The sequence below is a fragment of the Pseudomonas sp. genome (assembly GCF_030150285.1).
Classification (GTDB): Bacteria; Pseudomonadota; Gammaproteobacteria; order Pseudomonadales; family Pseudomonadaceae; genus Aquipseudomonas.
Genome location: NZ_JASLGE010000089.1, coordinates 53,858 through 75,682 on the forward strand (window position 1 = coordinate 53,858; position 21,825 = coordinate 75,682).

Consider the following 21,825-nt stretch of genomic DNA (forward strand, 5'->3'; position numbering starts at 1 on the left):
CCCAAGGCTGATCATATCTATATTACCTGGCCGGAGTGAGAAGACTGAAACTATCCGAACTATTCAGTTGCGGGTATTTGCTAATTCAATTTACTCATGCTGCCTCTTGTCCGGATTGATTGTGTTGCCAAGTGCGCAGCATGAGACGAAAAATAAAAGCACCACGAATCGTTGTCCACATAGTGGTCTATTCAAGGCACCCATGCTCTATCACTGGCCACTTCCGGCCAATAGTGACCGGTTAGCTCAAATAAAATTGACCCGCAGCTGCCGGACATGCAAGATAGAAATAACCAAAAGGCAGATGACCAACCCATTCTTGGATACTTCTAAATGTTTAAAAAATCTCGTGCCAAAGTTGGAAGTCACGACTACTTGCCAAGCTTTCGCGCCGTGATAAATCCCCATCTCGATCAAATTTTGCCAAAAACGTACTGCTTGGAATTGGGGTCGCACCTAAAATTCTCATGCCATTTCCCACCTGACAAATATGCCGATCAAAACCTAAAAATCTATCATGCGATTTCTTTATAAAAAAATCCTCTTTTGCTGACACAAGCGTCAAGCTTCCTATTACCTTCCAATAAGCTGGTATCTTGTATACTCCCTTATAAAAAGCGTCATATACTCCAGCATGAAAATCGCTGCCTTTCTCGCCACCGTGTGAAATAATTCTAATATTAAATTTCTTATCAATCTTAGATAAAAAGCTAAAGAAATTTTTCATCGCCTCGTCTGTAGAGTCGCGAGACGCTGCTTTACGAATATTTTCGAAAAAATAGCGATCTACAATAGTTATCTTCTTTGAATGTCGCGCTAGCGCCTCAAATCGAGTATCCCAAACCTTTTTCGGAGTATCCGATTCTAGTATTTCCGACTCACTTAAGCCTAATGAGTTGGTGATATTTATTGACTCGCTGCACACTCCAGCTGCAAGTAATTCAAAATTCGTTTCGGTGCAGAACTGCTTGTAACTATCTTGGGCACCAAGTTGCAGGCCTGCGGTTTCTTCAGAGAAAGCCGTTTTAAAAACAGAGCTTAATTCACGAATCTTTGAAAAGTCCGTATAGTCAGAAAAATCCCACCACTCACGATCGACTTCGTATTTCTTGCCGTACTCTAAAGCTTCAAGCCATCTTTGGCGAAACTTCGGAGGTAACGTATCAATTAATTTCAAGATATCAGAAACTCCTCCGCGTGGAAGAACTAGCACACCTACATCTAGCCAAGAACGCGTGATAAAGTCGTGCGCAGCACTATTAGCATCGTCATTCAATGTTCTAGCACTGAAGAAGTCGTGATCCAGAGAGAATTCGGAGATCATCTTCTCCCCCTGAATTTTTCCGTCAGCCTCTCTTCAAAAAAACCTTCAGGCCATGGGTCAATGAAATCACCTTCACTATCCATCCTGATCTGTGTTACCTCACCACCAGAAGATGTAGGCTCCACATAAAGAACGGCGACTTGTTCTGGCGTTACTAAGCCTTGAGACATCATTCCTTGAAGTCTAAGTATAAGCGATTCGCTGTGAGTCTCCACAATCCATTGATTACTTTTGCATGTAGCCACGAAAAAATTAGCTAGATGCGCTTGCAATCTAGGGTGCAGATGGATCTCCGGCTGTTCAACACAAATAATGCTATTATCTCTAACTAAGCCCTCCACTAATATAGGAAGCATTTGGCCGATACCAAAGCCAACGTCTGAGGGTCCGACTTTAACTCCAGTTCTTTTGTCTTTCAGTTGAAGGCAGATGACTGGCCCGGTCACATCCGTACCAATACTTTCCGATGAGAGCTCATAAGGAACTTCAAACTGAGTAAACCAAGAGTTTATATCATCCTGCATTTCAGGTCGTTCATAGATAAACTTAGCGACATTTTCACCTTGTTTACCTACTGATTCGTCCTGATCTGCCTTAGGTGCATAAAACCGACTTGGATGACTTCTAAGAGGGCCAAGATATGTAATGGCACCAAACTTGTTTTTAAGGTCAGAAGCCAGGCTGCTAAATGCAAAATTCAATTGAACGAAGGTTTCGACTGAAAAACTTGAGCTCGTTCTCCCCTCCATTACTGCCATCGAAGGCGTAGCGTAATTCAAGTCACTCCTGAAATTTACAAAGTCTAATACTTTCTTCGGATTAGCATCTTTTGAGTTTGCATTGGGATGGTTAATTAAGTATTCATAAGCTGCAGAATAGCCACCATCACCAAAAATAAATGTTCTCGATGCAGCTAATCTCTTTGCTGGAAGCCGCTTCCTCAACCCTTCGGCTTTATCTGCTGCCGCGGCTTTGTCCTTGGAAGTCATTATTTCCGATGGCTTTTCAAGCTTATTCAGCTCTGCCATCTCGATTTCCATAGCACGCAAGAGTGTAGATTTTACTGTACTTGCAAAAACGACAGAAGAATTTGACTCGTTACTCACCTTTACAGACATTGAATCGAGGTACGAAAACCCCTTGTAGTCAACCTTTCCTCCTGCATAATTATAAACCAACTCAAACTCTTTTCTTCTGTTCTTTCCAAAAACGTCAAAGCCATATTCGGCAATTGATTGTTTTTTATTAGGGAGATATGAAAAGCCGAATGAAATTGCGCGCTTTAATTCATGGCCGTGAACCATGGACGAATAATCGCCTAGATCGACGAACTCCCCGTTAGAAACCAGTCCGCCTTGCACATTCGGCCGCGTCAGCGATTGTTTTAGTAGCATAATTGAATGAATGATTGAGCTTTTCCCTGAAGAATTAGGCCCGTAAATCAACGTTATCGGAGCCAGCTTTATTTTCTGGCTGCCTGAAAATGCTTTGAAATTTGCAATTGATAAAGTTTCTAACATATTCATCCTTGAAAAAATATTACTATGGTATGCAGCGATCAAACACGTAAACAAAAAAACTCTGCACGTCCAGATTCTCTTGCCGACGCTATCTTCACGGGCTCAAGCTTTCCCTCAACAACTGCTTTCTCACAAAACAGCTAGGCCAAGACGATAGCAATTTGCCACGCTACAGTCTATTAGACAATCTGGCCGAAAGCAGTCCTGAACAGGCAAGAGCCGTTTCCAACGAAAAATCACCTACAGCTCAAATAAAAACCACCCCCCGTTCACAACCAAAAAAACTAACCTCAGCCAGAAACTGTTTTCCTACTGCACCGATTAACTCTTTCTGGCCCCATGCATCTGAGCCCATCTCAGGTACAGCACCATGCCCTCCCACCAAGCCACAACCCGCATATCGCCATCACTGGTGCTGTCGCTCGCCATTCTGTCCATAACGACAATCACCCAAGCCCAAACCTGGGTCATCACTGACCAAGCACACCCCATCACCTCCTCCGGCCCATCCCGGATCATTCTTCTAGACCAGCAGCAACACCTGGAAGGCGAGCTGTCCCGCGCCCTACCCACTGACCCGCACCAAGCCGCCGCAATCGTCCAAAGTCGCCTCAACACCCCCTCCGGCAAGCGCTTACAAGCCGATCTCGCCAAAGCCCAGCAAGGTCTAGCCGACGCCTGGAGCCTCGGGATCACCAAGATTCCTGCCGTGGTTGTTGATCGCCGCTACGTCGTTTACGGCGAGCTAGATGTGGACAAGGCCTTGGTACTGATCAACAACGCCAAGGGCCAACCACAATGAACCGTCGCCTGCTCCGCCCTCTGTCGCTGGCTCTCATTTGCAGCCTGCCGTTCAGCACGTCGGCATCGATCAATTCAGCAACGATTATTGCCTCGTCGCTGTCGCCTCAATGCCTGGATTACAAGGTGGTCGGTATTTGTTATTGGCTGCTGTGTACGGCGCTGGGCTGCAAGGTGAGGACGTCGACCAAGGTGCGTCATTACGTGCCGGATGCGGTGGTGTCGGCGTATTCCAATACCGGGGCGAATCCCTGGGCTGAGGTGTCGGTTCTCGGGGTGCCCAATCCGATGGCTCAGGCAGGCAATGACGGCACGACCCATCACGTCGGCGAAAACAACATCATCAAGTTCAAGGAGGCTGATGTCATCGGCCATCCAGGTGGGGCGGCGTTCAGTCAGTTTGCCAGCGCTTCAGGGTATGTCTGCCAAGGGGCGACGTTGCCGATGGTGCCTTATTTTTTGAGCACGCTCGATCCGATTGCCTGGCGGTATGGCATTCCCGAAGCGGTCTATCCAGAAGCGCTGATCCCCGGTCGGCGGGAGGTGGGCAGCATGTCCGCTACAGACCTGTGGGGCAACGTTTACCCGCGCAGTGGTTTTCTGCATCAGACGAATGATTACAAGACCGGCGCAGTGATCGCCCAACGGGCTGGCGATGTCACGACCCGGACCGGCCAGGTTCATGTCTATTGGCCCATGCGCGCCTCCGCGCGCGACGGCTACTGGCCTGCGGGGGATCTCACCGAGGGGGATGCCGCTACCGGTAAGTGGCAGGAGTTGGCTCCAACGCCGAGCCCATCGTGTGCCGTTTTCCCACATTCAAACTCACAGGTTCAGGCGCAGGACGGCGCTTATGCGTGGGCGCTGTGGCGGCCCTATTCATGCTGCCAACGTCGCGGCCAGACCTTTCTGGGGAGTACAGATTTCTTATGAGACAGCAACGGGAGCACTTCATGAAACCTATTCCGTGGGTGATCGGGCTCGTCTGCAGTCTGGCCAGCGCTACGGCCCTCTGCGCTGACCCTATTGGGGCTTCCGCCTCCGGCAGTGTAATTGGCGATGACGTGCTGTACAGCATTGGTGGCGGCAGCGCTGTCACGATGGGCAGTGCGGGCAATATGGACAGCATTTCGGTGGGCGGGAGCTGGAATAACAACCTGGTCTGCGGAAATATGGACTTGAGTAACACGCTGGAGAACCAGTTGAACGGGGCCACGGCGGGCTTTCAAAACATCATGACTTCGGTGGTTCAAAACGCCACGGGCGCGGTTTCTTCGCTGCCAGCCTTGATTCTGCAGCGTGCAAACCCGGCGCTGTACAACTTGATTACCAACGGGATTTTGCAGGCGCGGCTGGACTTTGATCGCTCCAAAGGCACCTGCCGTGCCATCGGTGACCGGATGCTAGACGTTGCCGGCAACCAGATGGGCTGGGGCAAACTGGCTGAGGGCCAGGCCATGAGTAAGACCCTGGAGTCCACTACGGATGCGGTCTCTGCCGTGGAACAGGTCGAAAAGAAAGGCGGTAATGACGGCGTAACGTGGGTCGGCGGTGATCGTGCCGGTGGCACCGGGCAAAAACCGATTCGTATCGTAGCCGATGTCACCCAGGCGGGTTACAACCTGCTGAACAGCCGGGCTGTCGATGACACTTCCTCGATCGGCAAGGACGCCTGCCGCAATGGGCTGGTGTGTAACGTGTGGTCCTCCCCCCAGGAAGCCAGCACGTTTGCCAACCGTATATTGGGGGAACAGCAACAACAGACCTGTGACAGTTGCGCCAAAACCGTCACGGCAGCAGGCGTCGGGCTGACGCCTCTGATTCAGGAAGCTTACGACCTCAAACTGAAAGCGCTGCAGGATCTGCTGACCGGCAGCAAACCCTTGTCGATGGAAAACCTGAATGCTGCCAGCAGCAATTCGTTGCCCATCACGCGAGGCGTAGTGGCCGCGTTGAAAGATGAGCGCGACCAGGATGTGCTCGCCCGCCGGTTGGCCTCGGAAGTCGCCCTGTCCGATGTGCTGGAGAAGGCTTTGATTCTTCAACGCACGCTGCTGGCTGGCAGCCGAGAGCCGAACGTCGCGGCCAATGAACTGGCTACCCAAGCGGTCAGTCAGCAGAGCTCTTCACTGCAACAGGAAATCGGCAATCTCAAAATGGAGCTGGATATGCGCCAACAGCTCGCGAACAACTCGCCCATGACGATCATTGCCAGAAGCAAGGCACGAACAGAGAACTCTCGCGGGGTGTTTCAGGGTGATCCGGAAACGGATCGTTTGAACCAATTGCAGTCCCCTTCGGGCAACCCGCGAGGCATGGATCATGAGTGACATTCAGAAACCTGTTGCTACGCCAAAACACTCACTCTCCCAGCGCATAGGGCGCGGCTTTCTGCTGGGTTTTGGCCTATTGATTGCATTTTCCATTTTGGCGGTACTGGTAAACATCGCCTTATTGAGCATGTTCGAAAATGCCCACGAGTGGGAGGAATGGCGTACCGACCATTATTGGTTGCTTCTGGTCTGGCGATTAATGATCTACACAGCACTGACAGTAACTTGGCTCAAACTCAAGGCACGTCAACCAAAGTCTGAGCGCTTGAAAAGCCGCAAATACTTTTTGAAGATCGAGCTTCTGGTGGTGGTGTTGATTTTGCTGGTCGAGGCTAGCAAGTTTGCGTTCCAGACAGAAGGTGCACTATGACCCTCTACACCAATGACTACCTTGAGTATTACCTCACGTTGGTCGGCTGGATCATCAACAACGGCATCTGGGCAATGATCGCGGACACTGGCTTGTTTGCTCTGCCCTTCTGCATCATCGTGATTCGAGAATGGCTGAAGGTACGCGGGGAAGGTGCTGACGAGGGTAACAAAGGCGTGCTCTCTTTAGCCCGGATCGAGACCAACATTTACGTCGGCTATATCGTCGTAGCGCTGTGCGGCGTGCCAGCGGTCAATGTGAGTTTCGACTCGCTCGCCTTCGATCAAAGCAGGTCTCAGCAATGCCAATACAATCTGCCTTCACCGACAGAGACAGGCTGGAGTAAAACATTCAGTTCGTTGGCGGGTAAAAGTGCGCAAATACCTATTTGGTGGGCCTTTATGCATGTCTTGTCCAAGGCTTTGACCAACGGCGCTGTGGCAGCTATTCCTTGTGGTACAGACCTACGGCAACTGCGGATGGACGTAGATCGCACGCGAATTAACAACCCCTTGCTGGCTCAGGAAGTTGCCGACTTTACTCACGATTGTTATGGCCCTTCCCGCGCTCGGCTGTTTATACGCAACCCGGAAGTGGTAGCCGAGCAAGACAAAATGGGGGCCTTCTCGGACTTGAGTTGGATTGGGTCACGTTACTTTCTAAACACACCTGGCTATTACGATACCGACTACTCGAAAACTCCCAGAGCACCGTGGCCCTACAACCCAACCCGCGATGTGGGTTTGCCGCAGGTTACGGGCGGTGGTGGATATCCGACCTGTAATCAGTGGTGGAGCGATGGTGGAGTTGGCTTGAAAGCCCGGCTAACTGATCAAATAGGCCCAGATACCCTTACGCAATTTATCGGCTGGGCTAAGTGGATGTCACCTGAACAAATCAACGAGTCTTTCGTGCGTCAGTTGGTCTCCCCTTCAAATCAAGTTCAGAGCGCTGTGTATTCGGACTACGGTGGTCAGATTGGGGGAACAGCCTGGAACGGCTTGGCCAGGGCCACGGGTACGTTCGGAGTTGCAGTGGGCTCTCTGGGTTACTTCCCCGCAATGGATATGGTTCGCCAAGCGTTACCAATGGTTATGGCGTTCTTGAAGATGGCGATGGTGATATGCATTCCGTTGGTTCTTATTGTCGGCGCTTATCAACTAAAAGTTGCAATGACGACGTCCGTTATTTTCTTCGCGTTAATCTTCGTAGACTTCTGGTTCCAGTTGGCACGCTGGGTAGACAGCACAATTATAGATGCACTCTATGGATCTGGATCACCACAGCTAAGCTTTAACCCGGTGATGGGGTTAAATACTGCCACTCAAGATACAATATTGAATTTCGTTATGGGAGCGATGTTTATAATTTTGCCTATGTTTTGGATGACCGCACTCGCATGGGCAGGGGTAGCTGCAGGAGGTGTTATGTCAGCACTGTCTAACGGAACAAGTTCGGTACAAAAAGCAGGATCAAGCGTAAGCGACCAGACTCAGGAAGCAATTACTGTAGGAATAAAAGGATTAGGAATAAATTCTTCGAAGAACAAAAAATAGGACAAAAAATCAAATCAGATTATCGTTTATTTATCAGAATTGTAGTCCGTTTCTTTATCCCAATTGAAATGTGTTTGATGCAGAACTGATGGATCAGTCATATTTTCAAGGGAATCAGGGTCATTTTCATCGTGCCAGAGGCTATCTGGGCCATTCGTATCCCAAAGACTTTTAAAGTCCGAAGTCTGAGAATTTTCAGAATCACTATAGTCATCTGGCTGCTCTGAATCACTCAACTTCGACAGCAGCGAGATACTCAAAAACATGACTCCAACAGTGATTGCTGCGCCCATAATTACATTGCCCGCATAAGCAATGAAAATGACAATTAATCCAACCAAAACAGTTCTTTTAACCCATCGAAGCACTACATTTTCATCAACAAGAAAAAAGCACACACCCCGACCCAAACCATAGCCTAAGCGACCTGCAAAGCTCTGAGATGATTGTGTAGCCATGAGCGCTTCTCCTGTGAAGCATCTTCTGGAGGTTTATGAAGCCAGCTATACGCCCAGAAAGTACCTTTTGCAAGCCGAGCTCAAATGGCCCAAAGGGTTAAATGGCTCTCAATAACCAATGGAAAGGTTCCCAAGGGTAAAAGCCCTACCCGAAAGGGCTTGAAATGCGAAAGGGCATCCGGCCACCTACTCCGGGCATTTAAAACCCCCACAGTCAAAACTGAACCTGCCGACGCCTGGCCGAGAAGCCGCCTCTATCCAGTAATAATTCGGCACACCAGTATCTATCGACCTTGGGACGTGATGGCATGTTGCCCCTCGAAATGTGATCGGCTGCCAATATGGTTTTCTTATTGAGCAGCGCCCATCAGATAGAGGAAAAGGCCGCCCCATGATTAATAGTGGAGTTGGCCATGCTTTCTTTCTTTCGATGCAGAAAAATCCCACATGAACAGACCATTCCCCAGAGTGGCTTATGGCAACCGGCACCCAGCCATGCGCTGCTTGCATCCCCTCGACGTCAAAAACTATTGGAGAACATTTGGCAGCGCGCTTCGCTTTCTCGACAACAGTTTGTCGAGCTCTACCAACGCCCACTGGAGCGTTACGCTGAGCTGGTCCAGCAACTCCCTGCATCGCAAAACCATCACCATGCTTACCCAGGCGGCATGCTCGATCACGGGTTGGAGATCGTCGCCTATGCCTTGAAGATTCGACAGACCTACTTGCTGCCCATTGGCGCACCACCGGAATCTCAATCAGCGCAGGCTGAAGCCTGGACTGCCGCAGCAGCCTATGGCGCACTCATTCATGACCTCGGCAAAATTGCGGTCGACTTGCATGTCGAGCTGGAGGACGGAACAACCTGGCACCCTTGGCATGGGCCGATCAGCCAGCCCTACCGGTTTCGCCATGTGAAGGGGCGCAACTACCACTTGCACGGCGCTGCCGCCGCGTTGATCTACGCGCAGATCCTCACCCCAAATATCCTGGACTGGCTCAGCGCTTTTCCTGAGGCGTGGTCACAGCTGATTTTTATTCTGTCAGGTCAGTACGAGCACGCCGGTATTTTGGGCGAGATCGTGGTGAAAGCCGATCAAGCTTCAGTGGCTCAAGAACTGGGAGGCAACCCTGCGCGCGCGCTGGATGCGCCCAAGCAGTCGCTGCAACGGCAACTGGCTGATGGGCTGCGGTACCTGGTACGCGAGACCTACAAGCTCAATCAACCTGATGGCCCGTCTGATGGCTGGCTGACTCAAGATGCCTTATGGCTGGTGAGCAAGCCGATTTCAGACCAGCTTCGAGCCTATCTGCTGACTCAGGGTATTGAAGGCGTACCGACCTCAAACGCACCGTTTTTCAATATGCTTCAAGACCAAGGGGTTATCCAGACCAACGCGCAAGACAAAGCCATCTGGAAGGCCACAATCGACAACAACAAGGGTTGGCGCAATACCTTCACCTTGCTCAAGCTCTCACCCGCGTTGATATGGAGCGATCCAAACGACCGGCCACCGGTCTACTTCGGCAGCCTGGCGGTTGAGACTGACGCGTCTGTCGAAGAGGGGGCGAGCAACGAAAGCAGCGACAAACAAAGCCTGCCGCCTTTAGCACTCAACAGGGCAACACCCAACCCGCCCGCCTCTGAAGCGCCCCTGCCCGACTTCTGCAGCCCTGCAACTGCGCCCCCTGACGATCTAGACGCTCTCATGGCACTGCTGGGAGGCGACGCTCAAGCACTCACGACGCCATCAGATCCTGTTACGACGGAAGCAGGGAGCGACGCCATGACTCGCACTGAGGATGCACAAACTACTGATGACGTTGATGCAGCCGCCACCCAGAAGAACCCGCTTGGCCAAGCCTTTGTTGACTGGCTCAGAGATGGCCTGCACGCCAGAAAGCTGATCATCAATGATGCCAAGGCACTGGTGCATACGGTATCGGGTACGGCAATGCTGGTCACGCCTGGGATTTTCAAACGGTTTGTACAGGAGTTCCCAGCTCTCGAAGCCCAGGCAAACGCTCAGGAACTGAATGCCTGGCAACGGGTTCAGCGCGACTTTGAGAAGCTCAAGTTGCACCGCAAAACAGAAAAGAGCCTCAACATCTGGACGGTCAATGTCGTTGGCCCGCGCAGTAGCAAAAAACTTCGCGGCTACTTGCTCAACGATCCTTCAACACTGTTCAGCGAGGTGCCGTTCGATAATGTGAGCCTGAGCCTGGTTGCAGAGTCTGCCGAGGACGTTAAATGAATACGCCGCTTGAACTGACCCAGGACTACCTTTTGACGCACGACCTGAGAACGGCGACAGGTGATATGTATTTATCGGCTACCCGGGCCTTGCTCCGACACTTTGGCCAGACGGTCACCGTTGACTCTATTGATAACCGCTCCGTACTGGCATGGCGCAAAAAATTACTGGACAGTGGCCTGTCGAAACAGAGTTGGAACACCTACTCAAACCACCTGCGTACGGTCTGGGGCTTCGCTATTGAGCAAGGAACTCTGACTTGCACCACGGTCAACCCGTTCAAGAAAACTGCCGTCATTCCACCAAAGCGGCCCAGCAAAACGGTCGATCGTGAAGCCATACAGCGTGCCCGTGTATGGCTCACGTCTCTGGTTGCCGAAGAACACAGCACCCACAAGCGCAGCCAAATCACGCCCGCCTGGTTCTGGCTCGCCGTTTTTGAGATGTTTTATTACACAGGTATCCGTTTGAATGCGCTGCTCAGCTTGCGCTATCAAGATATCGATTGAGCCAAAGGCTTGATACGGGTGCAGGCAGACACCGAGAAAACTCACCGTGAATTTTCCATACCGATCTGTCCAGGTCTTGCACCTCACTTGAGACGGCTATTGGCCTCAGCCAACAGCATTGGCATGAAACCCAAGGATCAACTGTTCAACGTTAACCGTTTTTCCATTCACTACCGCGCAGTGGTCATGAATACTGATCAAGTCGAGGGTATGTATCGCAAGCTTTTCGCCAAGTTCGGGGTCCGCATGACTCCCCACCGCTTCAGGCACACCATTGCGACAGACTTGATGCGTCACCCTGAGCGCAACATCCATCTGACCAAAAGCCTGCTCAATCACTCCAATATCGCCACGACGTTGGGCTACATTGAAACTGATTACGAGTTGATGAGAGCTGTACTGCATGAGCGGAGTGTGTCACAGGGTGCGATCAACTTTGAACGGTGTGTCGATGAACACATGCCGCCTGCCCCTGCTGCCATCTCACCACCGACGGCTGAGGCGCAACCGCCTACTCTTTTGATTGAGCAAACGTCAGAGCTATTTGCCAACCAAGAAGCTGAATGCATAGCGGTCCAAACGTGCCATCTGCAGCATAAATCGTTTACAAGCTCAAAGCTGCTGACACAGGTTCAACGCTTGCCGTCAGAACGCTTTTCACTGGACCAGGCAATCCTTCCCGTCGGTACAGGTCTGAGCCACGAACTGTCTTGGGATGGCCCCGGGACCTGGTGGCAAGACCTGAACTTACCAGCGCCTTCAAACGATAGTTCAGAACCCTCAACCCTCTTCACCCTCATGATCACGCGCGGTTGTATAAAAAATTACGATTGGGGCTAAAGCAGACATGGATTCAGTCGGTGGCTGATCGATGCGGGGCCTGCTTCGGACTCACTCAACGGGCAGCAACCACCATCGATATACGAACATTCCTACCTAGCAAGGAGCAGCATCCGACAGACGCTTCGTATTTTGATCAAATGGCACTGTTAGTGGGCTGCTGCAGATTGACATCACCCCTGCTCGAAACTACCGTTCACCTTAAGACGGCTGCATGCCAGCAAGTGCGTGGTGCACTCTTTGCCTTTCAGTCCGCGCATTTCACCAAATGCCAGACGCAAAAAAGCCGGTCATCCTGAGGATAAACCGGCTGTTTTGATGTCACCATATGGTGGGTCGTGTGGGATTCGAACCTACGACCAATTGGTTAAAAGCCAACTGCTCTACCAACTGAGCTAACGACCCGCTTCGTTGTGGTGCGTATAATACTGATTTTTAACGATAATTCAACACCCCGTTAGAAATAAATTCGAAATAATTCAAAAATACCGGGTCGGGTCCGCAATTGAGGCCGCTGAGAAGCCTTCTGCGCGCAGGCGGCAGCTGTCGCATTTGCCACACGCGCGCCCCTGGGCATCGGCCTGATAGCAAGAAACAGTCAGTGAGTAATCCACACCCAGCCGCGTTCCCTCTCTGACAATTTGAGCTTTACTGAGGTTCTGCAACGGTGCCTTGATACGGAACCCTGAACCTTCAACCCCGGCTTTAGTCGCCAGGTTGGCCATGACTTCAAAAGCCTCGACAAATTCAGGGCGGCAGTCCGGGTAACCCGAGTAGTCCACCGCGTTGACGCCAATGAAAATATCGCGGGCTTGCAATACTTCGGCCCAGCCCAGCGCCAACGACAGGAACACGGTGTTGCGCGCAGGCACGTAGGTCACGGGGATGCCTTCACTCGGCGCTTCAGGTATATCAATTGAAGTATCCGTCAGTGCTGAACCGCCAATACCGTCCAAATTCAAGCCAATAACTTTGTGCTCAATGGCCCCGAGGTCACGCGCAACACGGGCAGCAGCATCCAGTTCGGCACGGTGGCGCTGACCGTAATCAAAACTCATGGTGTAGCACGCATAGCCTTCAGCGCGCGCCATGGCCACGACAGTGGCGGAGTCAAGACCACCAGAGAGCAGTATTACGGCTCTTTTTTCGCTCATAACCGTTTGTTCTATCATTTCAGCGCCCCGACTCATCGTTCCAAAGGTATTTGTGTAGCTGCATCTGCAAGCGTACCGGCAAGTTATCCGCAACGATCCAGTCCGCCAGATCGCTGGCCTTGAGGTCATGATGACTCGGCGAAAACAGTACTTCGTCTACCCGGCGCTCCAAACCGTATTCAATCAGCTTGGAAACGGCCCAGTCGTAGTCTTCACGCGAGCAAATCACAAACTTGACCTGGTCGTTGGGCGCCAACAGAGCAATGTTTTCGTAAAGGTTACGATGAGACTCTTTTGAGCCTGGCGTCTTCAGGTCCAATACCCGACTGACACGCGGGTCAACAGCCGAAATATCCAGCGCACCGCTGGTTTCGATCGAGACCTCGTAGCCTGCATCGCAGAGCTGTTTAAGCAACGGGATAGCATTGGGCTGCGCAAGCGGCTCACCGCCCGTTACGCACACGTAACGCGGGCGATAACCCGCCACTTGCTCAACAATGCTGTCGAGGCCGCGTACCGTGCCGCCACTGAAGGCGTAGGCGCTGTCACAATATTGGCAACGCAAAGGGCAACCCGTGAGCCGTACAAAAACGGTGGGCAGCCCAGCGGTTCGCGTTTCACCCTGTAATGAGTAAAAAACTTCGGTAATTCTTAATGTGTCTTGCATATCCGCCACGGGCGTAACAGCTAAACAGGCTGTCCGCCTCCGTCAGCACTCCAAAGCACCTGTCAACGCAGACCGCAAAGGAGCGTATTTCATAAAAGGGCGTGGATTCTAACGAAAAAACCCGCGACAAGCGCGGGTTTCTCGATGAAATCACCGTGTGGCTTACATACGCTGCAGGTCGCGCTGCGCCAACTGTGCCGCCGAAGTGCCAGGATACTGAGCAATCACTTGCTGCAGAATGCCCTTCACCTTATCGGTATGACCCAGCCGACGCTCGACATCAGCCAGCTTGTACAGCGAGTCCGGCACTTTGCCGTGCTTGGGGTACATCTGGCTTACTTTGGCAAACGCTTGGCCTGCACCTTGCAGATCACCCTTGGCCAGGTTCACTTCGCCCAACCAGTACTGCGCATTACCCGCATACTGACTATTTGGGTATTTGCGCAAAAAGGCATTGAATGCCTGACTGGCCTTGTCGAAGTCCTTGGCTTTGATCAGATCGAAAGCAGCATCGTAATAGAGCTTCTCTTTCGCCGGATCAGCAGGCTCGGAACTGGCAGCGGCCTGAGAAGCAGGCGCTGCTGTATTACCGGCGGCATTAACGCCACCAGCAGAAGAATTATCAGGCGAGGCAGCAGGAGCAATGCCAGCACCAATACGCCGATCAAGTTCCTGGTATCGCTCCAGGCTTTCTTGCTTCAGGCGAGATATATCATTCTGCAGAACTTCGATCACACCCTGTTGGCGTGCAATCTGTTCCTGCATTTGTTGCAACTGGTTGAACAGCTCACCCTGTGCCGAGACAGGGGTAGAAACCCCTCCCCCGGCATAGGCGCCGCTCGCACCATAACCCGGTGACGGATAACTCCCCCCGCTATTGTTATAGCCAGAGTTGTCATCGACCACAGGAACCGCAGCCCATGCCGCTAGCGGCATGAGGCTGAGAGTCAGAATAGTTACAGCGCGGCGGCACGTTCGCATGACGAATTACTTACGCAGTTCGACGCGACGGTTCTGAGCCCACGACTGTTCGTCGTTGCCAGTTGCAACTGGACGCTCTTTACCGTAGGAAACCAGTTCCAGCTGGCCTGGAGCAACACCTTGCAGTACCAGGTAGCGCTGAACGGCTTTCGCACGACGCTCGCCCAGTGCCATGTTGTACTCACGAGTACCACGGGCGTCAGTGTTACCTTCCAGAACAACGCGAGCGCCGTTAGCTTTCAGGTCCTTGGCGTGAACGTCCAGAGCGCGCATGGCTTCTGGCTTCAGGTCCGAACTGTCGTATTCGAAGTAGAAAGTGGTGATAGCGCGCAGAGCAGCTTCTTCGCTCAGGGAGCCGTCGACCGCACCAGTGTTGGCGCCGTAACCAGCGTTTGGATCAACAGCTGCGCCTTCACCGGCATTGTCGCCGCCTTTAGAGGAGCAACCAACGGCTACGGACAGAGCCAGAGCCAGAGCAGCAAACTTACCAAACTTCAGCATTTCCATCGTGAAACTCCTAATGAACCCCAATGTGTTAAGTAAAACGTAAAGCGCCGCGTCAGTTCAGGTAAGGGGACCAGGACGGTTCTCTGACTTCGCCTTGAGCGGTAGGAAGCGGGAGCCTTACGCGTCCATTTATGGACACGAGCATCAAGACTCCCCGGCCCTGCTGGCGGGTGGCGTAGATTACCATGGTGCCGTTGGGCGCAACAGTAGGCGACTCGTCAAGAGTGCTATCTGTAAGAATTTTTACGCTGCCACGCTGCAAATCCTGAGCCGCGACCTTGAAGTTGGTGAAACCGTCCTGACGATGGATCATCACCAGCGTTTTTTCATCCGCCGAAAGCTTCGGATTCGCATTGTAGTTACCCACGAACGTCACACGCTCGGCACCGCCACCGTTGACCGATGATTTGTAGATCTGCGGTTTGCCGCCACGGTCGGACGTGAAATAAAGCGTCGAGCCGTCCTTGCCGAAGAACGGCTCGGTATTGATGCCCGGGCCGCTGGTGACACGCGAGATCTGCCGAGTCGCCAGCGTCATGATGTAGATGTCCGGGTTGCCGTCCTTGGACAGCACGAACGCCAGTCGCGAACCATCCGGAGACCAGGCGGGTGCGCCGTTGAGGCCTTCGAAGTTGGTGATCTGCTCACGGCGACCGGTGTCGATGTGCTGCACGAAAATGCGCGGGCGCTTCTGCTCGAACGACACATAGGCAATACGCTTGCCATCCGGCGCGAAGCGTGGCGACAGGATCGGCTCGCGCGATTGCAGCAGGGTCACGGCGCGAGCACCGTCATAGTCCGAGCGCTGCAAGGTGTAACGCGTGCTATTGGTCGAGAAACGCTCAGCCGTCACATACAGGATGCGTGTCGAAAACGCGCCTTTAATACCGGTGAGTTTTTCGAACGACTGATCGGCGATGTAGTGCGCCATATCGCGCAACTGATCGACACTGCCCGACACGCTGCCGGTCAGCACCTGCTGCTCGGTCGCGACGTTGAACAGCGCGTACTGCACCTGCAGGCGACCGCCCGCCGGAACAATATTGCCGACCATGATGTACTGGGCGCCCAGGGCCTTCCAGTCACGGTAGATGATTTCGCTGGCCTGAGTCGGCAGGCTGATCATGTTCTGGCGTGGAATCGGCCCGTAATAACCCGAGTTGCGCAGGTCATTGCCAATGATCTCGGCCATGTCGTCCGGCAGCACGCTGCCACCCTGCCAGCCAAAAGGCACCACCGCGATCGGCGTTGCCCTGTCGCTACCACTGGTAACCAGGATGTTCTTTTCATCCGCCGCCGCTATCCCTGCCATACAGCAAATAACGACAAGCATTCCTCGAAGAAGGTTTCTCACAAGGCTAGATCCTCAGGTGTGAATGTAACTTTGAACGAACGATAGGGAGCGAATTCCTTCGCACTCAACCCCTGCATTTCCGTCAAACGCCCAATATTCTTGACTGCCGCTACCGCCGAAGCATCGAACGGGCCATCACCGCTTGAGTGAGACACGCTCACCGTGGTTATCGTGCCGTCCGGCAGCATACCGACCTGCAACTCAACTTTCATGCCTTTGCGAGCCGACGGCGGACGATTCCAGCCTTCGGCAGTGCGCAGGCGAATGAGGTCATCGAAATTCCCTGAAACCTGCTCACCCACCTCGTCCGCCATCGCCGCTTCGCGCTCGGGCTTGTCGGACAGCAAGTCCGCCAGGGCCTGGGCCTTTTTATCCTCGGTGGCTTTACGCGCCGCGTCCTGAGCCTTTTTCTTGGCGGCATCGGCAGCGGCCTTTTTCTTCGCTTCTTCGGCTGCAGTCTTTTTCTTGGCGTCTTCGGCCGCTTTCTTCTTCGCGTCCTCGACGATCTTTTTCTTCGCTTCTTCAGCGGCCTTTTTCTTGGCCTCTTCTTCAGCAGCCTTCTTGGCCTCTTCCTCAGACTTCTTCTTGGCGATATCGGCTAGCTTTTTCTCTTCGGCCTTTTTCGCTTCGGCTGCCTTCTTGGCATCATCGGCTTTCTTGGCTTCATCAGCCTTTTTGGCCTCATCCGCTTTTTTGGCTTCGTCGGCCTTCTTGGATTCCTCGGCTTTTTGAGCCGCATCTTCTTTCTTTTGTTCCGCAGCCTTTATGGCTTCCTGCTCGACCTTCTTCTGCTCCAGCTGCTCTTCTTCAGTCTGGCGCGCAGCGGTCTTCTTCGCCTCTCCAGCAATTTTCTTGTTGGTCTGGGTCGTCGCCGGGCTCTTGGACTTCAACTGGTACAAGGTCGCCTGCACAAACGGCTTGGCAGGCGGCAGCTCAGGCGTCATGGCAAAGCTGACGAACAGCAGGCCAAATACCAGGACATGCAGAGCAATGGCCCAGACACTAGGCCAGAAGTAGCTTTCCGAGGCGGACGGCTCTCGCTGTTGCTGCATCAGGGCGCCTCGGTAATCAGGCCAACGTTACCGACCCCGGCTTGCTGCAGGCCCCCCATGGCACCCATGACCGATCCGTAGTCGACACTCTTGTCGCCCCGGATAAAGACCTGGGTGTGTTTGCCGCCTTCGTTGCCGGCACGGATGATCTTGGTCACCGCATCCGTCATCTGAGGCAGGGTCATGGCCCTGTCTTGCTGCTTGTCGGTATCGACTTCGCTGCCAAGGTTCCAGTAATAGGTCTTGTCGGCCTTGATCGAAATGGTCAGGACCTGGGTGTTGTTGTCCTGCGGCAGGGCTTCACTGGAAACCTTGGGCAGATCGACCTTCACACCCTGATTGAGCATGGGCGCGGTAACCATGAAGATAACCAGCAGTACCAACATCACGTCGATGTAGGGCACCACGTTCATCTCGGCGACCGGCTTGCGTTTGTGGCGAACTCGGGCCATGGGAATTACCTGCTCACTCTTCGCTGGTGTGCACTTTACGGTGCAGGATCGCCTGAAACTCGTCGGCGAAGGTGTAGTAACGGCTGATCAGCGTTTCACCGCGTGCGGCAAAACGGTTGTAGGCGATCACCGCCGGGATGGCCGCGAACAGACCGATCGCCGTGGCGATCAGCGCTTCGGCAATACCCGGGGCCACAGTGGCCAGGGTCGCTTGCTGGGCAGTCGCCAGACCGCGGAAGGAGTTCATGATCCCCCAGACGGTACCGAACAGGCCGATGTACGGGCTGACGGAGCCGACAGTCGCAAGAAATGGCAAGCTCTGTTCAAGCTTCTCTTCTTCGCGGGAAATCGCAACGCGCATGGCGCGAGCAACACCTTCCATTACCGCTTCAGGCTCAACGCCCGGCTGCTGACGCAGGCGGGAGAATTCCTTGAAGCCGGCACGAAAGATCTGCTCGACACCGGAGTCCGGATCAGGATTGCTACCCGCCTGGCGATAGAGTTTCGACAGGTCGATACCCGACCAGAAACGCTCCTCGAAGCTCTCCAGGGCACGGCGGCCAGCGCGCAGCAGATTGCTGCGCTGAAAAATCATGACCCATGAGGTCACCGATGCGGCCACCAGGATCAGCATTACCAACTGCACAACGACACTGGCATTGCTGACCAAGCTCCACATGGAGGAATGGTCGACGACGTTAGCTTCCACGCTTTATCTCCTGCTCTGAGTGTGTACCCGCGCCGCTCGCGGCGGCAAAGGCCGCACGCAAAGCTTCGGGAATGGCCCGGGGTTTCAAACTATCGGCGCGCACACAGGCCACCAGAAACTGCCCTTCACAGAGCAGCACGTTATCCGTTGCCCGCCTGACCTGCTGCTTGAAGCGCAGGCTGGCACGGTTCAATTCGATCACTTCGGCACTTACCAGCAGCTCATCGTCCAGCCGCGCCGGCACGTGATAACGGGCCTCGCTGGAATGCACGACAAACAACAGGTTCTCCCCCACCAGCTCGGACTGGGCAAACCCCAGATCCCGCAACCGCTCGGTTCGAGCCCGCTCCATAAACTTTAAGTAATTGACGTAATACACGATGCCGCCAGCATCGGTGTCCTCGTAATAAACGCGACAACGATGTGCGAACGACTGGAGCCCGTTTTGCGCGCGCATACTCTAGTGCTTACTCCTCAGGTTGCCAATCCGGCCAGACAACTGTTTTTCATTGTTCGACGACTTTATTCAGCAGGAACGATCACGCCAGCCTATAGGACAGCACAAAGACAAAAAAATTGACGCCCCCCAGAGATCATGACTCGTCCAACGCGTCCAGAAATTCGTCTACTACAGGCATTTCCCCCAACCGCGAAGGAATATTCAGCCCAAAATGTAAATAAGCATGTCGCGTCACCACCCGCCCGCGCGGTGTACGCATGATATAGCCCTGCTGGATCAGGTACGGCTCCAGCACATCTTCAATGGTGTGGCGCTCTTCGCTGATCGCCGCTGCCAGGCTGTCGACCCCCACCGGGCCACCGTCGAACTTCTCGATCATGGTCAACAGTAGCCGTCGGTCCTGATGGTCGAAACCATGTTCGTCCACATCCAGCAGGTTCAATGCCAGGTCTGCCACCGCCTTGGTGATCTGCCCCTTCGCCCGGACCTCGGCAAAGTCACGCACGCGGCGCAGCAGCCGATTGGCGATCCGTGGCGTGCCACGGGCCCGACGAGCCACCTCATAGGCACCTGCCGCCTCGATGGGCAGCCCGAGAATCCCGCCCGAACGGCTGACAATCGTTGCCAGGTCGTCCGTGCTGTAGAACTCCAGGCGCTGCACGATGCCGAAACGGTCGCGCAGCGGATTGGTCAGCATGCCGGCGCGGGTCGTGGCACCGACCAGGGTGAAGGGCGGCAGGTCGAGCTTGATCGAACGCGCCGCCGGCCCTTCGCCGATCATGATATCGAGCTGGAAATCCTCCATCGCGGGGTACAGCACTTCCTCGACAATCGGCGAAAGACGATGGATTTCATCGATAAACAGCACATCGTGCGGCTCAAGATTGGTCAGCAGCGCCGCCAGGTCGCCGGGGCGCTCAAGCACCGGGCCCGAAGTGCTTTTGATCGACACCCCCATTTCCTGGGCAATGATATTGGCCAGGGTTGTCTTGCCCAGCCCGGGAGGACCAAAGATCAGCGTGTGATCCAGGGACTCATTACGCCCGCGAGCGGCCTGGATAAACAGCTCCATCTGCTCCTTCACCTTGGGCTGGCCAATGTACTCGGCCAGGCTCAGGGGCCGGATCGCGCGATCCTGAATCTCTTCGCGGTCGCGCCCACTGGAGGCGGTTATCAGACGGTCAGCTTCAATCACTTAAATCATTCCCTTCAGGGCACGGCGGATCATGTCTTCACTGCTCAGGTTCTTGTCCTTGATGGCCGAAACCGCCTTGCTCGCTTCCTGGGGCTTGTAGCCCAGGGAGATCAGCGCGCTGACCGCATCGGTCTCGGCGCTCGGCTGGGCAGCCGGCGCAGCTCCATCAGGCTGGTTCGGCACCAGGGCGAACATGCTCGGCACCGTTTCCCAGGCCTTGAAACGGTCCTTAAGTTCGACCAACAGCCGTTCAGCCGTCTTTTTGCCAACGCCCGGCACCTTGACCAGCGCCGACGTATCCTGGGCCTGGACACAGCGTACCAACTCATCGACCTCAAGACTCGACATCAAGGCCAGCGCCAGTTTGGGACCTACGCCATTGAGGCGGATCAGCTCGCGAAAAAAGTCGCGTTCACGCTTGCCGACAAAGCCGTAGAGTAGCTGGGCGTCTTCACGCACGACCAGGTGCGTGTGCAGCGTCAGCGGCTCACCGACCGGCGGTAAACGGTAGAGGGTGGTCATGGGCACTTCCAGCTCGTAGCCGAGGCCATTCACATCCAGAATCAGGTGCGGCGGCTGTTTCTCAGCCAAGGTGCCGCGCAAGCGTCCAATCACGTTCAAATCCTTAAATTTCGGTCAGCTCCCCGGCATCAGGCGCCAGAGCGGACCTGGACTATTGAGCAGCGGTACGGGCGTCGATGCTATCAGAGACGCAGACGGCCGCCACGACTGCGTGCCATGCCCAGGCCATGGGGTAGCAAGCTGGAGCGGGTATGAGCATGGCACAGGGCGATGGCCAGGGCATCCGAGGCATCGACCTGGGGCTTGCTGGTGAGCTTGAGCAAATGCATCACCATCAGCATGACCTGGTCCTTGTTCGCCCCGCCAGTTCCGGCGACCGCCTGCTTGACCTGGGTCGCGGTGTACTCGGCAATCTCCAGGTTTTCCTCCGCGCCCGCGACGATGGCAGCGCCACGCGCCTGACCCAACTTCAGGGCCGAATCAGCGTTCTTGGCCATAAAGACCTTCTCGATCCCCATGGTGATCGGCTCGTAGGTCTGGATAACCTCGCGCACGCCCCGGTACACCGCCTGCAAGCGATCGTGCAACTCGCCGCTACCGGTGCGGATACAGCCCGACGCCACATAAATACAGCCCCGACCGGTGTCGCGTACCACGCCATAACCGGTAATCCGCGAACCGGGGTCGATACCTAGAATAAGAGTCATAGCGCCTGCAGCTTGAAAATGAATACCTTGCGCACATACCGCGCACCGGCTTGAAGGCAGAAGCCGCAAGCCCCCTGCGCCGATCGAGAGCGTTGGGGA

At 54.1% G+C, this 21,825-nt stretch carries 21 protein-coding genes, 1 tRNA gene and 1 pseudogene; 7 read left to right on the forward strand and 16 right to left on the reverse strand.

Annotated elements, in window-relative coordinates; genetic code table 11:
• Window positions 1–337: 337 nt before the first annotated feature.
• On the reverse strand, window positions 338–1,324 hold the full coding sequence (locus tag Q1W15_RS20935; RefSeq protein ID WP_300731782.1) for a hypothetical protein: 987 nt from the start codon (window positions 1,322–1,324) through the stop codon (window positions 338–340).
• Entirely contained in the window at window positions 1,321–2,844 is a 1,524-nt protein-coding gene (locus tag Q1W15_RS20940) for a DUF3696 domain-containing protein (protein WP_300731784.1), read from the reverse strand. Before Q1W15_RS20940 ends, Q1W15_RS20935 begins: the two co-directional genes overlap by 4 nt.
• A gap of 370 nt (window positions 2,845–3,214) precedes the next feature.
• Here Q1W15_RS20940 and Q1W15_RS20945 point away from each other — a divergent pair, with 370 nt between their 5' ends.
• From Q1W15_RS20945 to Q1W15_RS20965, 5 genes are read left to right on the forward strand one after another with little or no spacing between them, the layout of a single operon-like run.
• Window positions 3,215–3,646: a TIGR03757 family integrating conjugative element protein gene (locus tag Q1W15_RS20945; RefSeq protein ID WP_300731786.1), complete on the forward strand. Its 432-nt coding sequence runs from the start codon at window positions 3,215–3,217 to the stop codon at window positions 3,644–3,646.
• The gene (locus Q1W15_RS20950) at window positions 3,643–4,578 is read left to right on the forward strand and encodes a TIGR03756 family integrating conjugative element protein (protein WP_300731789.1); all 936 of its coding nucleotides are present in this window, start codon (window positions 3,643–3,645) and stop codon (window positions 4,576–4,578) included. Before Q1W15_RS20945 ends, Q1W15_RS20950 begins: the two co-directional genes overlap by 4 nt.
• A gap of 20 nt (window positions 4,579–4,598) precedes the next feature.
• The gene (locus Q1W15_RS20955) at window positions 4,599–5,975 is read left to right on the forward strand and encodes an integrating conjugative element protein (RefSeq protein WP_300731792.1); all 1,377 of its coding nucleotides are present in this window, start codon (window positions 4,599–4,601) and stop codon (window positions 5,973–5,975) included.
• Window positions 5,968–6,348: a hypothetical protein gene (locus Q1W15_RS20960; RefSeq protein WP_300731795.1), complete on the forward strand. Its 381-nt coding sequence runs from the start codon at window positions 5,968–5,970 to the stop codon at window positions 6,346–6,348. Before Q1W15_RS20955 ends, Q1W15_RS20960 begins: the two co-directional genes overlap by 8 nt.
• Window positions 6,345–7,904 carry a conjugal transfer protein TraG N-terminal domain-containing protein gene (locus tag Q1W15_RS20965; RefSeq protein ID WP_300731797.1) on the forward strand — a complete coding sequence of 520 codons (1,560 nt, stop codon included), beginning with the start codon at window positions 6,345–6,347 and terminating at the stop codon, window positions 7,902–7,904. Before Q1W15_RS20960 ends, Q1W15_RS20965 begins: the two co-directional genes overlap by 4 nt.
• Before the next feature lie 26 nt (window positions 7,905–7,930).
• Here the strand turns inward: Q1W15_RS20965 and Q1W15_RS20970 are convergent, their stop codons facing one another.
• Window positions 7,931–8,362 (reverse strand): hypothetical protein, encoded by a 432-nt coding sequence (locus Q1W15_RS20970; protein WP_300731800.1) that lies wholly within the window; start codon window positions 8,360–8,362, stop codon window positions 7,931–7,933.
• Window positions 8,363–8,775: 413 nt separating this feature from the next.
• Between Q1W15_RS20970 and mobH the strand changes: the two genes are divergently transcribed.
• Window positions 8,776–10,617: a MobH family relaxase gene (gene mobH / locus Q1W15_RS20975; RefSeq protein ID WP_300731803.1), complete on the forward strand. Its 1,842-nt coding sequence runs from the start codon at window positions 8,776–8,778 to the stop codon at window positions 10,615–10,617.
• Window positions 10,614–11,558 (forward strand): annotated as a pseudogene (gene xerC, locus Q1W15_RS20980) (tyrosine recombinase XerC); the annotation flags it as partial. The gene mobH and the pseudogene xerC, both read left to right, overlap by 4 nt.
• Before the next feature lie 737 nt (window positions 11,559–12,295).
• Here the strand turns inward: xerC and Q1W15_RS20985 are convergent.
• From Q1W15_RS20985 to ruvC, 13 genes are all read right to left on the reverse strand, one after another.
• Window positions 12,296–12,371, reverse strand: a tRNA-Lys gene (locus tag Q1W15_RS20985).
• Between the two features lie 74 nt (window positions 12,372–12,445).
• Entirely contained in the window at window positions 12,446–13,120 is a 675-nt protein-coding gene (gene queC, locus Q1W15_RS20990; protein ID WP_300731806.1) for a 7-cyano-7-deazaguanine synthase QueC, read from the reverse strand.
• Window positions 13,121–13,139: 19 nt separating this feature from the next.
• Entirely contained in the window at window positions 13,140–13,787 is a 648-nt protein-coding gene (gene queE, locus Q1W15_RS20995; RefSeq protein ID WP_300731809.1) for a 7-carboxy-7-deazaguanine synthase QueE, read from the reverse strand.
• 162 nt (window positions 13,788–13,949) lie between these two features.
• The gene (gene ybgF, locus Q1W15_RS21000; RefSeq protein WP_300731812.1) at window positions 13,950–14,768 is read right to left on the reverse strand and encodes a tol-pal system protein YbgF; all 819 of its coding nucleotides are present in this window, start codon (window positions 14,766–14,768) and stop codon (window positions 13,950–13,952) included.
• 6 nt (window positions 14,769–14,774) lie between these two features.
• Window positions 14,775–15,275, reverse strand: a complete 501-nt coding sequence (gene pal / locus Q1W15_RS21005; RefSeq protein WP_003193861.1) for a peptidoglycan-associated lipoprotein Pal — start codon at window positions 15,273–15,275, stop codon at window positions 14,775–14,777.
• 52 nt (window positions 15,276–15,327) lie between these two features.
• The gene (tolB, locus tag Q1W15_RS21010; RefSeq protein WP_300731815.1) at window positions 15,328–16,608 is read right to left on the reverse strand and encodes a Tol-Pal system beta propeller repeat protein TolB; all 1,281 of its coding nucleotides are present in this window, start codon (window positions 16,606–16,608) and stop codon (window positions 15,328–15,330) included.
• 17 nt (window positions 16,609–16,625) lie between these two features.
• Window positions 16,626–17,681: a cell envelope integrity protein TolA gene (tolA, locus tag Q1W15_RS21015; RefSeq protein WP_274104827.1), complete on the reverse strand. Its 1,056-nt coding sequence runs from the start codon at window positions 17,679–17,681 to the stop codon at window positions 16,626–16,628.
• Complete coding sequence (tolR, locus tag Q1W15_RS21020) at window positions 17,681–18,133, reverse strand: protein TolR (RefSeq protein ID WP_274104828.1); 453 nt, start codon at window positions 18,131–18,133, stop codon at window positions 17,681–17,683. The genes tolA and tolR overlap by 1 nt, the downstream gene beginning before the upstream one ends.
• Before the next feature lie 13 nt (window positions 18,134–18,146).
• Window positions 18,147–18,842, reverse strand: a complete 696-nt coding sequence (tolQ, locus tag Q1W15_RS21025; RefSeq protein ID WP_274104829.1) for a protein TolQ — start codon at window positions 18,840–18,842, stop codon at window positions 18,147–18,149.
• Window positions 18,832–19,299 (reverse strand): tol-pal system-associated acyl-CoA thioesterase, encoded by a 468-nt coding sequence (gene ybgC / locus Q1W15_RS21030; RefSeq protein WP_274104830.1) that lies wholly within the window; start codon window positions 19,297–19,299, stop codon window positions 18,832–18,834. The genes tolQ and ybgC overlap by 11 nt, the downstream gene beginning before the upstream one ends.
• Window positions 19,300–19,435: 136 nt before the next feature.
• Window positions 19,436–20,497 (reverse strand): Holliday junction branch migration DNA helicase RuvB, encoded by a 1,062-nt coding sequence (ruvB, locus tag Q1W15_RS21035; protein WP_274104831.1) that lies wholly within the window; start codon window positions 20,495–20,497, stop codon window positions 19,436–19,438.
• The gene (gene ruvA, locus Q1W15_RS21040) at window positions 20,498–21,112 is read right to left on the reverse strand and encodes a Holliday junction branch migration protein RuvA (protein ID WP_300731829.1); all 615 of its coding nucleotides are present in this window, start codon (window positions 21,110–21,112) and stop codon (window positions 20,498–20,500) included.
• Between the two features lie 89 nt (window positions 21,113–21,201).
• A complete protein-coding gene (gene ruvC, locus Q1W15_RS21045) occupies window positions 21,202–21,726 on the reverse strand; it encodes a crossover junction endodeoxyribonuclease RuvC (RefSeq protein ID WP_274104833.1) in 525 nt (174 codons plus the stop codon).
• Window positions 21,727–21,825: the final 99 nt, after the last annotated feature.

Excerpts from the sequence above, each read along its gene's own strand:
- Q1W15_RS20935 (WP_300731782.1), bottom strand. The coding sequence starts at position 1,324 with ATGATCTCCGAATTCTCTCTGGATCACGACTTCTTCAGTGCTAGAACA.
- Q1W15_RS20940 (WP_300731784.1), bottom strand. The coding sequence starts at position 2,844 with ATGTTAGAAACTTTATCAATTGCAAATTTCAAAGCATTTTCAGGCAGC.
- Q1W15_RS20945 (WP_300731786.1), top strand. The coding sequence starts at position 3,215 with ATGCCCTCCCACCAAGCCACAACCCGCATATCGCCATCACTGGTGCTG.
- Q1W15_RS20950 (WP_300731789.1), top strand. The coding sequence starts at position 3,643 with ATGAACCGTCGCCTGCTCCGCCCTCTGTCGCTGGCTCTCATTTGCAGC.
- Q1W15_RS20955 (WP_300731792.1), top strand. The coding sequence starts at position 4,599 with ATGAAACCTATTCCGTGGGTGATCGGGCTCGTCTGCAGTCTGGCCAGC.
- Q1W15_RS20960 (WP_300731795.1), top strand. The coding sequence starts at position 5,968 with ATGAGTGACATTCAGAAACCTGTTGCTACGCCAAAACACTCACTCTCC.
- Q1W15_RS20965 (WP_300731797.1), top strand. The coding sequence starts at position 6,345 with ATGACCCTCTACACCAATGACTACCTTGAGTATTACCTCACGTTGGTC.
- Q1W15_RS20970 (WP_300731800.1), bottom strand. The coding sequence starts at position 8,362 with ATGGCTACACAATCATCTCAGAGCTTTGCAGGTCGCTTAGGCTATGGT.
- mobH (WP_300731803.1), top strand. The coding sequence starts at position 8,776 with ATGCTTTCTTTCTTTCGATGCAGAAAAATCCCACATGAACAGACCATT.
- queC (WP_300731806.1), bottom strand. The coding sequence starts at position 13,120 with ATGAGCGAAAAAAGAGCCGTAATACTGCTCTCTGGTGGTCTTGACTCC.
- queE (WP_300731809.1), bottom strand. The coding sequence starts at position 13,787 with ATGCAAGACACATTAAGAATTACCGAAGTTTTTTACTCATTACAGGGT.
- ybgF (WP_300731812.1), bottom strand. The coding sequence starts at position 14,768 with ATGCGAACGTGCCGCCGCGCTGTAACTATTCTGACTCTCAGCCTCATG.
- pal (WP_003193861.1), bottom strand. The coding sequence starts at position 15,275 with ATGGAAATGCTGAAGTTTGGTAAGTTTGCTGCTCTGGCTCTGGCTCTG.
- tolB (WP_300731815.1), bottom strand. The coding sequence starts at position 16,608 with ATGCTTGTCGTTATTTGCTGTATGGCAGGGATAGCGGCGGCGGATGAA.
- tolA (WP_274104827.1), bottom strand. The coding sequence starts at position 17,681 with ATGCAGCAACAGCGAGAGCCGTCCGCCTCGGAAAGCTACTTCTGGCCT.
- tolR (WP_274104828.1), bottom strand. The coding sequence starts at position 18,133 with ATGGCCCGAGTTCGCCACAAACGCAAGCCGGTCGCCGAGATGAACGTG.
- ybgC (WP_274104830.1), bottom strand. The coding sequence starts at position 19,299 with ATGCGCGCGCAAAACGGGCTCCAGTCGTTCGCACATCGTTGTCGCGTT.
- ruvC (WP_274104833.1), bottom strand. The coding sequence starts at position 21,726 with ATGACTCTTATTCTAGGTATCGACCCCGGTTCGCGGATTACCGGTTAT.